Here is a 14,743-nt window from a genome sequence, read left to right as displayed (position 1 = left end):
CGTTGGAATTGACTCACTCTTATGCAAAATTATCCCCTTTTATCCCTCATTAATTCACCTGAAGATTTGCGTTTGCTGAACAAAGATCAGCTGCCTCAAGTGTGTCAAGAACTGCGCGAATATCTGTTGGAGTCGGTGAGTCAAAGTAGCGGGCATTTGGCTTCCGGCTTGGGCACGGTGGAACTGACCGTTGCATTGCATTATGTATTTAAAACGCCGTTCGATCAGCTGATTTGGGATGTGGGTCATCAGGCGTATCCTCATAAAATTCTAACCGGTCGCCGAGACCAAATGCCGACCATTCGTCAAAAAGGCGGGTTACATCCGTTTCCATGGCGCGGTGAAAGCGAGTTTGACGTGCTCAGTGTCGGGCACTCCTCGACTTCCATCAGCGCAGGCCTCGGCATTGCCATCGCGGCAGAACGGGAAAACGCCGGACGCAAAACCGTTTGTGTCATCGGCGACGGCGCGATTACTGCCGGCATGGCATTTGAAGCCCTTAATCATGCGGGATCATTGCATACGGATATGTTGGTGATTTTAAACGACAACGAAATGTCCATTTCGGAAAATGTGGGCGCGCTGAATAATCACTTGGCGCGTTTGCTGTCCGGTTCTTTTTATTCCAGCATTCGCGAAGGCGGAAAGAAAATTCTTTCCGGCGTACCGCCGATTAAAGAATTCGTGAAAAAAACCGAAGAGCACGTTAAAGGCTTTGTGTCGCCGGGCGGCACGATGTTTGAGGAACTGGGTTTTAACTACATCGGACCAATTGACGGACACAATGTAGAAGAGCTCATTAGCACTCTGCAAAATATGAGTTCACTGAAAGGGCCGCAGTTCCTGCATATCGTCACCAAAAAAGGTAAAGGTTACACCCCGGCGGAGAAAGATCCTATCGGCTTCCACGGCGTACCGAAATTTAACCATTTGAGCGGCGAATTACCGAAATCCAATGCTACACCGACCTACTCCAAAATTTTCGGCGACTGGCTGTGTGAAATGGCAGAACAGGATCCAAAGCTCATCGGTATTACCCCGGCAATGCGTGAAGGTTCCGGCATGGTGGAATTCTCCCAACGCTTCCCGCAACAATATTTTGACGTCGCCATTGCCGAACAACACGCCGTGACCTTTGCAGCAGGGTTAGCCATCGGCGGATACAAACCTGTAGTAGCAATTTACTCGACTTTCTTACAACGTGCCTACGACCAATTAATTCACGATGTCGCCATTCAAAATCTACCGGTTCTCTTTGCGATTGACCGCGCAGGTATTGTCGGCGCAGACGGACAAACCCACCAAGGTGCGTTCGACATCAGCTTCATGCGCTGCATTCCGAATTTCGTCATCATGACACCAAGTGACGAAAATGAATGTCGTCAAATGCTCTACACCGGCTATCATTGCGGTAAACCGGCAGCGGTACGTTATCCGCGCGGCAATGCGGTGGGCGTCACCTTAGAACCCTTGCAACAGTTAGAATTGGGTAAATCAAAACTCGCGCGTGAGGGCAAGAAAATCGCCATTTTGAATTTCGGCACACTCTTGCCTAACGCTTTGCTGGCGGCAGAAAAACTGAATGCCACCGTGGTTGATATGCGCTTTGTCAAACCATTGGACACTACCCGTATTAACGACATCGCCAAAACCCACGAATTGATCGTGACATTGGAAGAAAACGCTATTCAAGGCGGCGTAGGGAGTGCGGTAGCGGAGGTCTTGAATCAGCAACAACATCAAGTGAAATTATTGCAATTAGGCCTGCCGGACTACTTTATTCCGCAAGGCACGCAATTGGAAATCCTTGCCGAACTCAAACTGGATGCTGCCGGAATTGAACGGCAAATTCTGGATTTTTTGACTGCCGGCAATTAATTCTCTCTTTCCTTAATCATAAACCGCCCCGAATTTGAACCTGTTTAGGGGCGGTTGTTCTTTAAGAACCTCTATTCTAGAGAATCAAGTTTGGTAAAGCTTCATGCCATTAACCTGCAACCATACATAAAACTTACAAAACAAATTATTTCATTCAATTTAAAAAGTTTTGTCCTTATTTATTAAAATGTTACATTTTTTAACCAAATTTGAATGTAAACTTTTTGTAAATTGCAAGTTTTTTCTGCATTTTTACGAACTATTTTTTCTGTTTCCAGTCTTAGTAATTGCTAGTGCACTGCAAATGCAGTTGTCTTTAAAGTTTTCTTATATTTAAGACCTCCCCGCTATCCAGAAATTGGGTAGCGGTTTTTTCTTTTTGAGGATTTTACTTTAACAATTCATGCAATTTTTTAACAATCCCCTAATAACTTTCCGTTATGAAAACTAATAGCGATAATGTCCAACAATTTGATATTTAAATAAAATATCCTCTTCTTGCGTTCCGTTACCGATATTATGAATAATCAATGGAATTCCATCAGCGTTTTTCTTATCGGAAACGATACCGATATGCGGTAAATTGCGCGGAAGCCGCCAAGTCACAATGTCTCCTGCCTGAAAATCGGTAACATCGGTTAATGAAAGGGATTTTCCGTGGCGGCTGAAAAACGTTTCCAAATTCGGTACGCGACGGTGATCAATATTAGTATCCGTGGTTTTATTTCCCCAACGCTTAGGATAAGCGTTCCAGGCTTTTTTCATATCCTTATTCACCAACTGCTGCAAATCGATTTGCTGATGACGATATGCGCGCACAATCACATCAGTGCACACGCCCGTGTGTATCGGCACATCCCCCATGGGAAAAGTTAATTTTCGGTAAGCAGGATCATAACCTGTAGTGACATTAATTTGTTGTTTGGCGTCCTCTACCAATTGTTGTGGATTGATGGCAAAGAGAGGTGTTGAGGTAACGATTAGAAAGGAAAGAAGATATTTTTTCATGTTAATTTCCATGTATTAAGCGGTGCGTATTTTTAGCATATCAGCATGAAAATAGCGATAGGGAAATGAAGAATAGAGAAAAGTGCGGTGCTTTTTACGGGTGTTTTTAAAGGCACAAAAAAGGACGCTCAAGAGCGTCCTAATTTTTTATCTAAACTTTAAAAAAATTAAAGTGCAGATTTCGCTTTTTCCACCAATGCAGCAAATGCCACTTTGTCGAATACTGCGATATCGGCAAGGATCTTACGGTCGATTTCAACAGACGCTTTTTTCAAACCGTTGATGAATTTGCTATAAGATAAACCATTTTGACGAGCCGCCGCGTTGATACGTGCAATCCATAATTGACGGAATTGACGTTTACGTTGACGACGGTCACGATATGCGTATTGACCGGCTTTGATCACCGCTTGGAAAGCAACGCGATACACGCGAGAACGTGCACCATAATAACCTTTAGCAGCCTTAAGAACTTTCTTATGGCGTGCTCTTGCAATAACACCACGTTTTACACGAGCCATTATTTAATCTCCTATGTAATATTTTTAACTAAAATGAACTGACGTACGTTTGTGCTTATGCATATGGCAAGCACGCGACTACTAATACTAAGTCGGACTTAGCAACCATGGATTTATGGCGTAGATGACGTTTACGTTTTGTTGTTTTCTTAGTCAAAATATGACGTAAGTGAGATTGTTTACGCTTGAAACCGCCGGAAGCAGTTTTTTTGAAACGCTTAGCAGCACCGCGTACTGTTTTAATTTTAGGCATTGTTTAATAACTCCGCATTGTTTTTAACGTTAATCACGCCTTTATCTTTAAAGCGATTATTGCGTTAAACCGCTTTGCCGTGCAAATTGCACTGTCTTCAGCGGTTTGCCTTGTACTCACTTTAAATCTAAAAGGCTCTATCATAAATAATCAGGCGAATAAAAGTGCGGTTGAAAAAACACTTGGAATTTTCACCGCACTTTTGTTACTTGAAATGCACTGATTATTTCTTTTTCGGGGCGAGTACCATAACGGCTTGGCGACCTTCCAATTTACCCGGTGCAGATTCCACCACGGCAATTTCGGCTAAGTCATTTTTAACACGTTCCAACACGTCCAAACCGATATCTTGGTGAGCCATTTCACGTCCGCGGAATCGAACGGTCACTTTGGCTTTATCCCCGTCTTCCAAAAAGCGAATCAGGCTGCGTAGTTTTACCTGATAGTCGCCTTCGTCTGTGCCGGGACGGAATTTAATTTCCTTCACCTGCACAACTTTCTGCTTTTTCTTCTGCTCTTTGGCAGTTTTGCTTTTCTCGTAAAGGAATTTACCGTAGTTCATAATGCGACACACCGGAGGTTCCGCATTCGGACTGATTTCAACAAGATCTAAAGCAACGGCTTCCGCCATTTCTAATGCCTGCTGAATCGGAACAATCCCAACTTGTTCGCCGTCCTGGTCAATCAAGCGGACTTCTTTCACTCTAATTTCATCGTTAATACGATTAGGGCGATTTACTGCGGGTGCTTTTTTTACGGTTTTAATAATGACATTCCTCTATTAATTAAGTCAAAAAACTGCTGTTTTAATATATAAAGAACAGAAGTTAGATTCATTTTTTAATGCTCTGACAACGAGCAAAAAACGGGGTGCATTTTACAGAATTTTGTAGCGTTAAGCAATAGCCGAACAGCGTATAAAATGGCTTTTAAAGGCTTTTGTTATAAGAAAATATTTAAAGATAAACGCATGACATCCTTTTTGAATAGTATAAAATGTAGTCTATTCGGGCTTGCCCGTTTTTCGTTTTTTTATTTTAGGAAAATCAGGAGCTATTTATGAATCAAACAAAAAAAGACTCTTCATATACCGAACAACGTGTCCTTTGGGTTAAAAAACATACGCCCAAACTCCTCTCTTTCGGTATCACCCGCCCCGCCGATTTTGATTTTATCGCCGGACAATTTGCCAAACTAGGGTTTATGAACGGCGAGGAATATGTTTCCCGCGCTTATTCCATGATCTCTGCCGAAGATGCCGAACATCTTGATTTCTATGCCATTTTAATTGAAGGTGGTGTCATGTCCGCTCACTTTGCGCAAATGAAAGCCGGCGATACATTATTACTGGAGAAAAAAGCTGTAGGATTTTTCACCGTAAATCGCATTCCGCAAGGCAAAGATCTGATTCTGCTTGCCACAGGATCGGGCATTGCACCGTTTTTATCCATGCTGGAAAGCGAACAATTTTGGCATAAAGCCGATAAAATCATGCTGGTGCATTCCGTTTCCTACGCCGATGATTTGGTTTTTGAGCAATATTTGGCAAATTTGAAGGCCCATTCCGTCGTCGGGAAATATGCCGAAAAATTGGTTTATCAACCTGTGGTTACCCGTGAAAAAATGCCAGGCGCATTACATCGGCGAATCCCGCAATTATTGGCGAGCGGTGAACTGGAACAGGCATTGAATATCCAATTTAACAAAGCGGATACCCGTTTTTTAATTTGTGGTAATCCGGCGATGGTCAAAGAAAGTTACGATTATTTGAAAGCCCAAGGTTATGCCTTACATCGGATGCGTAAAGACGGTGAAATTATGATGGAAAATGCCTTTTAATCTAATAAAGTGCGGTCCGTTTTTAAAACGTTTTTTAAGCCGAATTGCCGGCGCGAATTTGCCGGCACATTTGCTGCATATCGGCGGCGGTTTGGTGGAAAAAATAACGATATGACGGGCATAGGTAATTGTGTTTCGCCGTCTCGCTCGGCAGGGAAACAAAGCGATGTTTAGGACAACCGCCCTGACAAAAATGCCGCACATTACATTGTTGACAAACAGAAGTAAGATACGTGAGCTTCTCCATACCGAATTGTTGCTGCTGTGGCGAAAGGACAAGCTGTTCAAGAGACTGCTCGTTTAAATTGCCGATGTTGTACTCAGGATAGACATAATGATCGCAGGAATAGACATCGCCGTTAGCTTCCACCACCAGCGATTTGCCACAAGTAGGCTGGTGCACGCAACTGCTTGAAGGATACCCCAACCACTGTCCCAGCAAATTATCAAACTCAAGCACAAAAATTCGTCCCACGTCTTCTTTTTTCCACTCTTGAAACACATCCACCAAAAAACGCCCAAAGCCATCAGGCGGCACGGAAAATCCCGTGGTTTCGGCGGATGCACGATCTTTGCGCTCCACGATGGGAATAAATTGCATAAAGGTGGATCCCAAGGCTTTCAAGGCTAAATAAGTCTCTTTGCCTCGATGCCAGTTTTGATCGTTCACCACAGTCAACGTATTAAAATCCAACTGATAGGCTTTCAACAATTCCAGCGCGTTGACCACTTTATCAAAGGTCGGATTGCCGTTACTTGAAATACGATAACGGTTGTGTACGGCACTCAATCCGTCGATAGATAAGCCGATGAGAAATTGATGCTGTTTAAAAAATTCCGCCCACTGACGATTTAGCGCCAGCCCGTTGGTTTGAAAGGCATTGGTGATGGTTTTACCGTTGGCAAATTCATCTTGAAAACTGACCGCACTTTTAAAGAAATCCAGCCCAAGCAAGGTCGGTTCGCCTCCCTGCCAAGCAAATTCCACCCGATTGCCGGCGTGGGATTCAATGTAATTTTTTACATAATTGCGCAAGGTGTCCAAAGACATAAAAGGCGCTTTCGCCCCGAATTCCTTTTCCTTCGACAAATAAAAGCAGTATTCGCATTGAATGTTGCAATGGAAGCTGCTTGGCTTTGCCATGAGATGAAAATAGGCTTGCGGGGAGAAAAACGACATAATCCGCCTCTATTTTCCTTTGTGGGAAGGCAATAAATCGACGAATAAACCGCTTTTTTTCAGCTCTTTCGCAATGCGAATCGCCGTTTCCGTTTCACAGCCGGCATATTCGGCGATTTCACGGTAAGTCCAATTATAATAAGGAAAGTTTTTCGTCAGGAAGCACAGACTGTCAATCACCCGATCAAGGGTATGCAAATAGGCGCTTTTCGCCAAACGTTGTTCCGCATCACGCAATTCATTGGCAATGGTTTGTAGAAGGATTTTACTCATCCGCAAATTATCGGTCAGAAAATGGTCGATATTTTCCGGTTTTATTCTGATGATTTCCGCCTCGATCAACACCTTGGCATTGCAATGATAACGACAATCGCCAAAGCCGAATAGCGTGCGATAACCAAAATAATCGCCTTGTTTATACAACCTTGTCAGACTTTCCTTACCGTTATCCAATGTGTGATACAGCCCGATTAAGCCTTGTTTGACGTAATAAAACTCTTGTGCTTTTTCGCCTTGGTTATAAACGGTCATGCCTTTGGCAAGTTGGTGTAAATAGGTTAATTGGCAGTCTTTGAGATCCGTAGGTAGAATTATGTTGTTTTCCGTCATCTTGATATTCATCCTTGAAAGTGCGGTCGGTTTTTAACGCGTTTTTTGTGTCGCTTATTATAAAAGAAGGCGAATCAATTCGCCCTCTTAATCTTAAATTAAATCAATCGTTAAATTTCATCAATGATGCGATAAACCCAGTTCTCCAGCGGGTCGCCGAGCCGTTGCATTTCTGCGCGCATTTCTTCCAGCATTTCTTTTTTCACTTCCCGATAAGCCGGATCGTAGAACAAATTGTGCATTTCACCCGGGTCGTTACGCACGTCATACAGCTCGCACACGTCGGAGGCATTAAAGACCAATTTATAATCTTTGCGGTGCCACATACGTTGTTCAAAATACACGAAATGACCGGCAAGTTGTGCCAACACGCCTTTGCGCGCGTTGTCTTTGTTATCCCGCACAATCGGCAAAATGCTCTCGCCTTCAAATTCCGGTGGCACAGGCTGATCGGCTAAGTCATACACAGTGGAAGTTAAATCGTGCAGATAGACCAAATTGTCGTCTTGCTGATTCACCCGATTGGAGCGCGGATCTTTGATGATCATCGGTATGTTGTAGGTGGTGTCAAACATGAACTCGCCTTTCTCGATCATGCGGTGCGCGCCCATGGCATCGCCATGATCGGCGGTCGCCACCATAAAAGTGCGGTCATAAATTCGATTGTTTTCCAAGAACGCAAACAGCTCGCCGATCGCGTCATCAATGAGCGTGATGTAACCCCAGAATTTGGTAATCACCTCTTTCCAATGATCTTCGCTGGCTTCCCACATGCCCCACATTTTGGAAATGGTGCGGTAATGCCCCGGCTTGCCTTCCAACGGCTTGAAGAAACTTTCGTCCAGCACCACGTCTTCTTTGCGGTACATGGAATAATAAGGCTCCGGCACAATACAAGGAGTGTGCGGACCCCAGAAGTTGATCCAGGCGAAGAACGGCTTGCCTTCATCAAGGGATTGTTGAATGTACTTTTTCGCTTCATCAATGATGAAATACGGAATGGTTTGTTCTTTGCCGCCGGAAAGCAAACCGCACAATTCCTGCACGCGCAAATGCGGGTTGTCGCCGAAATAGGCGCGACTGACTTCTGGAATGTCATAGCCTTTTTCTTCCAGCCATTCTTTATAACGGTTGGAATGGGTCGGCGGTTGGTTGAATACCAGATTTTTATACACACCGCTGCCCGGATAACCGTAGCCGTCGAAATTATGCCCTTGAATGCCGTAATCTTCCGGCACGGATTTGGTGCCGACGTGCCATTTACCCAACACATAGGTGTTGTATCCCTTCAGATTGCCGATGTTCGGCGCTTCTTGACTGATTTCACCGGTGCCGCCCTTTTCGCCGTTACGGATAATACCGTGGGAAGACGGCATTAAACCGGTAAATAACGATGTACGCGCCGGACCGCACACCGATGCCGGCGTGAAAGCATTATTGAAACGAATGCCGTCTTTCGCCAAACGATCCAAGTTCGGGGTTTTAACGATTTGGTGCCCGTAAGCGCCAATCATGTCTTTGCGGACTTGGTCTAAAAGAATATAGATAATGTTCATATTATCTCCGTAGGGTGGGCATGCTTGCCCACCATTGATTGTTTTATTTAATTCGGGGGGCAAGCATGCCCACCCTACGTTTAATTACGCTTTCGGTTTGCAAACAAACAACGTAATCACTTGCAACACCGCCCACACGCCTAACACCATTAACGGATTGCCGCTTTCTGATGCCATACCGATTGGTGAGAGGAAGGCGTAAAGGGCAAGCAAACCTAAGATTAAGGATACGCTGGTGACTTTCAAATATTTCCAGTCGGTTAAATCCACGTTGCCTAGGTTTTCTTTGTTTTCAACGTAAGGTTCGCGGCGTAAGAATAGCCCTAAAAACAGCATTAACACCACGTCAAACACGAACAAGCCGCCCATCACGTACACGAAGTTGATTTTAACCTTAAAGACCCACACGATGCAGAAATATAAGATAACGTGCGCAAGTAACGCAATGCGTGCCGCTGTGCCGGAAACGGTTTTATTAAACATCCCCACGGCAAATAACGCCACAATCGGAATATTCACGAAGCCGGCGAACCGTTTGGTGATTAAGAAAATACCGTCTGTACCGAACATCAATAACGGGGCAAAGATCATAGTGACAATCGCCATAATGGTGGACACTTTTTTCGCGTACACAATTAACTCTTGTTCCGACCGCACTTTTTTACTGATGGACGGTAATAAGTCTTTACAGTAAATGGTGGCGGCTGAATTTAAGAAAGAGTTGAACGTACTTAAAATCGCCCCGAATAGTGCCGCAATGAAGAAGCCTTGTAACCACGTCGGCAACACTTTGTTCACCAACAACGGATAAGACGCGTCAATCGGATCCACGCTATCACCCAAAATATGGAAGCTTAATAAGCCCGGTAAATTTAAGATGATCGGTAACGTTAATAAGAATAACGCGGCAATCAAAATCCCTTTTTGACCTGATTTTAAATCTTTCGCCCCCAAGCAGCGTTGTACGATAGCTTGGTTGGTTGTCCAGTAGAAAAAGTGCACCACCATAATCCCGGTGAAAATGGTCGGCCAAGGCGTGGCGTCGGTTTCACTACCGATGGCATTCCATTTTTCAATATGGGTCGTCGTGATGGTATTTAATCCGGCAGAAAAACTGCCGTCGCCTAAATACAATAATGCAAAGAACGGCACCAATAACGCACCGATAACCAAAATCACCGCATTAATGGTATCTGACACCGCCACCGCTTTTAAGCCGCCGAAAATCGCATAAATCGCCCCCACCACGCCGATGGCAATCACCGTATAAGTAATCGCCGCGCCGTAGCTCAAACCGAATGCCGTTTCTAAATTGAAGATTTTATTAAAGGCGATGGCACCGGTATAAAGTGCGGTCGGAATCACGATTAAAAGATAGAAGATTAAGAACAGCGTGGACATGATCAAACGGGTTTGACGGTCGAAACGGCTTTCAAAAAATTCCGGCACGGTGGTGTAACCGTTACGCAAATATTTCGGCAACATATAAAGCGCCAAGAAACAAAGTGGAATCACCGTCGGCACAGTCCACGCAATGATGGAAAAGTTACCTTTATAAGACACCGCGTTCACGCCGATTAATTGTTCCGTAGAAAGTGAGGTCAACACCATAGAACAACCGATAACCAAACCACCTAAACCGCGTCCTGCCAAGAAATAGCCTTTGGAGGTGCTTAGATCATCATTCTTTGTTTTTAACCACGAGATATACGCCACAAGCCCTGTGACCAGTAAGAAGGAAACGATCGTAACTAACATATTATTATCCCCTTTATTATTAGATACGCGGTTAGAGTAATACACGAAATTTTAAAAAACTATGATAGTTGTCATAGAGATAGCGTGAGGTAGATCACAGATTGAAAAAGAATTTTTAAAATTATGAGCACGATCATAATCCGACGACATTATGCCGATCATAATACGCAAAAAAATAAAGAGGGCTGAGTTATGGCTTTGGAACTTATTGTGATTTTGATCTTTTGTGGCATGTTGACGAATTTGATGTCGGCAATTTTCGGTATTGGCGGCGGGGTGTTGATGGTGCCCATTCTCTATACTCTTTTTCCCGAATTTCCCCTGCAAATGGTGGCGGCGACGTCGCTTACCATTGTGATCGGCTCATCACTGATTAATCTTTTTTATTTCTATAAACAGAAAATTCAGATTAATTACAAAGCCATGTTGTTGTGGTCGCTGGGCATGATTGTAGGCGTACAACTAGGATTTGAAGCCAGTTTTTATTTGCATGACACCGTGATTGTCGGTGTTTTTATCGTAACATTGACCCTCTTAGCCTTACGCACTTTTTTCTGTAAGCCGAAAGCGATGAATAACGATCTTGCTTCAAACGAAAATCTCAAAGGCATCGGATTATGTTTTTTCGGTGGCAGCATTGCCGGCATGACAGGCATCGGCGGCGGTTCCATTATGGCGCCGCTCATCGGGCAACTGCGCAGCGTCTCGGCGTATCAAATCGCCCCTTATACTAACTACATGATGGTCATCGGTGGGCTTGGCAGCCTGTACGGTTATTTATCCAAAACCGCGCCGTTTCACATTCAATACGGCTGGCAAATCGGTTACGTCAATTTCACGATTGTCATCATCGTAGTGTTAAGTTCCTTCGCCACCAGTTTTCTTTCCATGAAAATTCGCGGCATTTTACATCCTGATATCGCGCGAAAATTATTAGGTTTGATTTTGCTGGGGATCGCGGCGTATATGTTAGTGGCGCATTGGGTGAAATGAATCACGCCTATCAACATTAAGCTCACGGAGGAGATGGGTACAAAAAAGTGCGGTCATTTTTGACCGCACTTTTTGTTTTTTAGAAAAGGAAGAATTATTCTTCGCCCAACAATTTCAACTCGCGATTTCTCACTTGTTTTTTCAGGATGTCTAAGAATTCTTCCACGGTGAAGGTGCCGAGATCTTGACCTTTACGGGTACGCACCGCCACTTTGCCGGCTTCGATTTCTTTATCGCCGCAAACCAGCATATAAGGCACGCGACGTAAGGTATGTTCGCGGATTTTGAAGCCGACTTTTTCATTACGCAAATCGGTTTTCACGCGCAAACCTGCGTCGGAAAGCTGTTTCGCCACTTTTTGCACATACTCCGATTGAGAGTCGGTAATGTTCATGACGACGGCTTGGGTCGGTGCCAACCATGCTGGGAAGAAGCCTGCGTATTCTTCGGTGATGATGCCGATGAAACGTTCGATAGACCCCAAAATCGCGCGGTGAATCATGACCGGAATTTTGCGTTCGTTGTCTTCGCCCACATAGGATGCATTTAAACGCTCCGGCAAGAAGAAGTCCAACTGAATCGTGCCGCATTGCCATTCGCGATCTAAGCTATCGGTTAAGGCAAATTCCAATTTCGGTCCGTAGAACGCGCCCTCGCCTTCCTGAATTTCGTAAGACAAGCCGTTGTGTTCTAACGCCTTCGCCAAGTCCGCCTCCGCTTTATCCCACATATCGTCGGAGCCGATACGTTTTTCAGGGCGGGTGGACAGTTTCACTTTGATATTTTCAAAGCCGAAGGTGCTGTAAATGTCGTACACCATTTTGATACAAGAGGTTACTTCGCTTTCCACTTGATCCGGCGTACAGAAAATGTGCGCATCATCTTGGGTAAAGCCGCGTACGCGCATCAAGCCGTGCAGGGAACCGGACGGTTCGTTACGGTGGCAGGAGCCGAATTCCGCCATACGCAACGGTAAATCACGATAAGACTTCAAACCTTGGTTGAAGATTTGCACATGCCCCGGGCAGTTCATCGGTTTAATGGCGTATTCACGGTTTTCGGAGGACGTGGTGAACATTAAATCGCCGTAGTTTTGCCAGTGACCGGTTTTTTCCCACAACACGCGGTCCATCATGAATGGACCTTTCACTTCCTGATAATCGTATTGTTTTAATTTGGTGCGCACGAAGGTTTCCAACTCGCGGAAAATGGTCCAGCCGTCGTTATGCCAGAACACCATGCCCGGCGCTTCTTCCTGCATGTGGTATAAATCCAATGCTTTACCAATTTTACGGTGATCGCGTTTTGCAGCTTCTTCTAAACGTTGCAAATAGGCTTCGAGTTGTTTTTTATCCGCCCATGCGGTGCCGTAAATACGTTGCAGCATTTTATTTTTACTGTCGCCGCGCCAATACGCACCGGCAATTTTTTGCAGTTTGAAATGGTGGCAGAAACGCATATTCGGCACGTGCGGACCACGGCACATATCGATATATTCTTGGTGGTGATAAAGTGCTGGCGTAGCGGTGCGTTCGATGTTTTCATCTAAAATCGCCATTTTGTACGGCTCGCCGCGTTTTTCAAAAGTATCTCTTGCTTCTTGCCAGCTGACCGGCGTTTTGATCACGTCGTAATTGGTTTTTGCCAATTCCAACATACGTTTTTCGAGGGCGTCCAAATCTTCTTGGGTTAAAGAGCGGTCCAAATCCACGTCATAATAAAAACCGTTGTCGATGGTCGGACCGATCGCCATTTTGACATTCGGGAATAATTGTTTGATGGCATGACCGAGCAAGTGCGCCGTGGAGTGGCGGATAATTTCCAAACCGTCTTCGTCTTTAGCGGTAATAATTTCGAGGGAGCTATCTTCGGTAATCAGGTCGCAGGCATCTTTGCGTTCGCCATTAACACGACCGGCAATGGTCGCTTTGGCAAGTCCCGCGCCAATATTTTGAGCAACTTCTAATACGGTAACGGGTTTATCGAATTGACGTTGTGAACCGTCGGGTAAAGTAATAATCGGCATAATAAATCCTTCTACAGTGGTCACCCATACGCAAGGTGACTTGTTTCATTTAATTAAAAAACGTTTTAAAAAAACACCGCACTTTTATCATCCATACAAACGGATAACTCAAGTGCGGTGCGCAATTTTAGCATATATTGCAATGACAACCAAATGCCCAAATTTTGACTTGAGTCACAGTAATTTTTTCTCAATCTTTTACACTACAAACATGATTAACTGAAAGAAGGAACAGGGTATGTGGAAGTCGATTTCTCAAGTTTTAGCTGATCAGTTCGGGGCGTATTATTCCATCAAGAATAAAACCAAAATTCATACAGGCGAAATGCATGAATCTTGGATCATTGATGACGGCATTCAGCCCGTCTTTGTGAAAATGAATGAAAAGTCCTACCGTTCCATGTTCCGCGCCGAAGCGGATCAATTGATCCTCTTAGGCAAAACCAATACTGTACGCGTGCCGCAAGTGTATGGTGTAGGTTGCTCGCAAAATCATAGCTTTCTGTTACTGGAGGGGTTAGATATGCAACCGAATACGCCACAAAATATGGCGGAATTCGGTGAGCAACTTGCCCGTTTGCATCAATATCAAGGTTCGGAAAATTATGGTTTGTCTTTCGACACGTGGCTCGGCCCGCAATATCAACCGAACGAATGGAGCAATCATTGGGCGAAATTTTTCAGTGAACAACGTATCGGTTGGCAATTACAGCTTTGTGCGGAAAAACAACTGCATTTCGGCGATACGGAAAAAATCATCAAAGCCGTGGCGACGTTATTGGCAAAACATCAGCCGCAGCCGTCTTTATTGCATGGTAATTTGTGGATTGAAAACTGCGCCAATATTGACGGGCACACGGTGACTTATGACCCGGCGTGCTATTGGGGGGATCGGGAATGCGATTTGGCATTTACCGAATTGTTCGAGCCGTTCCCGCGTGAATTCTATGAAAATTATGACCGCACTTTTCCGTTAGATGAAGGCTATCAGGATCGGAAAATCGTTTATCAGCTTTATCACCTACTGAATTTCAGCAGTCGTTTCCACGGCAACTATATAGCACTTGCCAATAAGCGCGTGCATGATGTGTTACAACGTTACGAAAATTTATAAAGTGAGCA

Annotated in this window: 13 protein-coding genes; 4 read left to right on the top strand and 9 right to left on the bottom strand. The window is 44.5% G+C overall.

Annotation, left to right across the window (positions count from 1 at the left end):
* The first annotated feature begins 21 nt into the window (after window positions 1–21).
* Window positions 22–1,878, top strand: a complete 1,857-nt coding sequence (dxs, locus tag DK430_RS01730; protein WP_109077402.1) for a 1-deoxy-D-xylulose-5-phosphate synthase — start codon at window positions 22–24, stop codon at window positions 1,876–1,878.
* 447 nt (window positions 1,879–2,325) lie between these two features.
* Here dxs and DK430_RS01725 read toward each other — a convergent pair whose 3' ends face one another.
* The 4 genes from DK430_RS01725 to infC form a co-directional block, all read right to left on the bottom strand.
* Window positions 2,326–2,886 (bottom strand): DUF1287 domain-containing protein, encoded by a 561-nt coding sequence (locus tag DK430_RS01725; RefSeq protein WP_109077401.1) that lies wholly within the window; start codon window positions 2,884–2,886, stop codon window positions 2,326–2,328.
* A 167-nt stretch (window positions 2,887–3,053) separates the two neighbouring features.
* Complete coding sequence (gene rplT, locus DK430_RS01720; RefSeq protein ID WP_005596075.1) at window positions 3,054–3,407, bottom strand: 50S ribosomal protein L20; 354 nt, start codon at window positions 3,405–3,407, stop codon at window positions 3,054–3,056.
* Window positions 3,408–3,462: 55 nt separating this feature from the next.
* Window positions 3,463–3,660 carry a 50S ribosomal protein L35 gene (gene rpmI, locus DK430_RS01715; protein WP_005542274.1) on the bottom strand — a complete coding sequence of 66 codons (198 nt, stop codon included), beginning with the start codon at window positions 3,658–3,660 and terminating at the stop codon, window positions 3,463–3,465.
* Window positions 3,661–3,883: 223 nt separating this feature from the next.
* Window positions 3,884–4,381 carry a translation initiation factor IF-3 gene (infC, locus tag DK430_RS01710; protein ID WP_429696967.1) on the bottom strand — a complete coding sequence of 166 codons (498 nt, stop codon included), beginning with the start codon at window positions 4,379–4,381 and terminating at the stop codon, window positions 3,884–3,886.
* A 338-nt stretch (window positions 4,382–4,719) separates the two neighbouring features.
* Here infC and DK430_RS01705 point away from each other — a divergent pair, with 338 nt between their 5' ends.
* Window positions 4,720–5,499, top strand: a complete 780-nt coding sequence (locus DK430_RS01705) for a ferredoxin--NADP reductase (protein ID WP_109077399.1) — start codon at window positions 4,720–4,722, stop codon at window positions 5,497–5,499.
* A gap of 34 nt (window positions 5,500–5,533) precedes the next feature.
* On the opposite strand, the gene DK430_RS01700 is transcribed toward DK430_RS01705, so the two are convergent.
* From DK430_RS01700 to DK430_RS01685, 4 genes are all read right to left on the bottom strand, one after another.
* Window positions 5,534–6,679 carry an anaerobic sulfatase maturase gene (locus DK430_RS01700; protein ID WP_109077398.1) on the bottom strand — a complete coding sequence of 382 codons (1,146 nt, stop codon included), beginning with the start codon at window positions 6,677–6,679 and terminating at the stop codon, window positions 5,534–5,536.
* A gap of 9 nt (window positions 6,680–6,688) precedes the next feature.
* Window positions 6,689–7,288, bottom strand: coding sequence for a Crp/Fnr family transcriptional regulator (locus DK430_RS01695; RefSeq protein ID WP_109077397.1), 600 nt, complete (start codon window positions 7,286–7,288; stop codon window positions 6,689–6,691).
* A gap of 110 nt (window positions 7,289–7,398) precedes the next feature.
* Entirely contained in the window at window positions 7,399–8,844 is a 1,446-nt protein-coding gene (locus tag DK430_RS01690; protein WP_109077396.1) for a sulfatase family protein, read from the bottom strand.
* Between the two features lie 84 nt (window positions 8,845–8,928).
* Complete coding sequence (locus tag DK430_RS01685; protein ID WP_109077395.1) at window positions 8,929–10,602, bottom strand: solute:sodium symporter family transporter; 1,674 nt, start codon at window positions 10,600–10,602, stop codon at window positions 8,929–8,931.
* Window positions 10,603–10,794: 192 nt separating this feature from the next.
* On the opposite strand from DK430_RS01685, the gene DK430_RS01680 reads away from it, so the two are divergent.
* A complete protein-coding gene (locus DK430_RS01680) occupies window positions 10,795–11,595 on the top strand; it encodes a sulfite exporter TauE/SafE family protein (protein WP_109077394.1) in 801 nt (266 codons plus the stop codon).
* Between the two features lie 94 nt (window positions 11,596–11,689).
* On the opposite strand, the gene thrS is transcribed toward DK430_RS01680, so the two are convergent.
* Window positions 11,690–13,621: a threonine--tRNA ligase gene (gene thrS, locus DK430_RS01675; protein WP_109077393.1), complete on the bottom strand. Its 1,932-nt coding sequence runs from the start codon at window positions 13,619–13,621 to the stop codon at window positions 11,690–11,692.
* 238 nt (window positions 13,622–13,859) lie between these two features.
* Here thrS and DK430_RS01665 point away from each other — a divergent pair, with 238 nt between their 5' ends.
* Window positions 13,860–14,735 (top strand): fructosamine kinase family protein, encoded by an 876-nt coding sequence (locus DK430_RS01665; protein ID WP_109077391.1) that lies wholly within the window; start codon window positions 13,860–13,862, stop codon window positions 14,733–14,735.
* Window positions 14,736–14,743: the final 8 nt, after the last annotated feature.

Origin of the sequence: Aggregatibacter kilianii (genome assembly GCF_003129965.1) — a bacterium.
Classification (GTDB): domain Bacteria; phylum Pseudomonadota; class Gammaproteobacteria; order Enterobacterales; family Pasteurellaceae; genus Aggregatibacter; species Aggregatibacter kilianii_A.
This window is presented reverse-complemented; position numbering and strand designations above follow the sequence as displayed.

What these genes read in the sequence shown, in the direction of transcription:
- dxs (WP_109077402.1), top strand. Translation starts at nt 22, where the DNA reads ATGCAAAATTATCCCCTTTTATCCCTCATTAATTCACCTGAAGATTTG.
- DK430_RS01665 (WP_109077391.1), top strand. Translation starts at nt 13,860, where the DNA reads ATGTGGAAGTCGATTTCTCAAGTTTTAGCTGATCAGTTCGGGGCGTAT.
- DK430_RS01700 (WP_109077398.1), bottom strand. Translation starts at nt 6,679, where the DNA reads ATGTCGTTTTTCTCCCCGCAAGCCTATTTTCATCTCATGGCAAAGCCA.
- thrS (WP_109077393.1), bottom strand. Translation starts at nt 13,621, where the DNA reads ATGCCGATTATTACTTTACCCGACGGTTCACAACGTCAATTCGATAAA.
- DK430_RS01725 (WP_109077401.1), bottom strand. Translation starts at nt 2,886, where the DNA reads ATGAAAAAATATCTTCTTTCCTTTCTAATCGTTACCTCAACACCTCTC.
- DK430_RS01705 (WP_109077399.1), top strand. Translation starts at nt 4,720, where the DNA reads ATGAATCAAACAAAAAAAGACTCTTCATATACCGAACAACGTGTCCTT.
- rpmI (WP_005542274.1), bottom strand. Translation starts at nt 3,660, where the DNA reads ATGCCTAAAATTAAAACAGTACGCGGTGCTGCTAAGCGTTTCAAAAAA.
- DK430_RS01680 (WP_109077394.1), top strand. Translation starts at nt 10,795, where the DNA reads ATGGCTTTGGAACTTATTGTGATTTTGATCTTTTGTGGCATGTTGACG.
- DK430_RS01695 (WP_109077397.1), bottom strand. Translation starts at nt 7,288, where the DNA reads ATGACGGAAAACAACATAATTCTACCTACGGATCTCAAAGACTGCCAA.
- DK430_RS01685 (WP_109077395.1), bottom strand. Translation starts at nt 10,602, where the DNA reads ATGTTAGTTACGATCGTTTCCTTCTTACTGGTCACAGGGCTTGTGGCG.
- DK430_RS01690 (WP_109077396.1), bottom strand. Translation starts at nt 8,844, where the DNA reads ATGAACATTATCTATATTCTTTTAGACCAAGTCCGCAAAGACATGATT.
- rplT (WP_005596075.1), bottom strand. Translation starts at nt 3,407, where the DNA reads ATGGCTCGTGTAAAACGTGGTGTTATTGCAAGAGCACGCCATAAGAAA.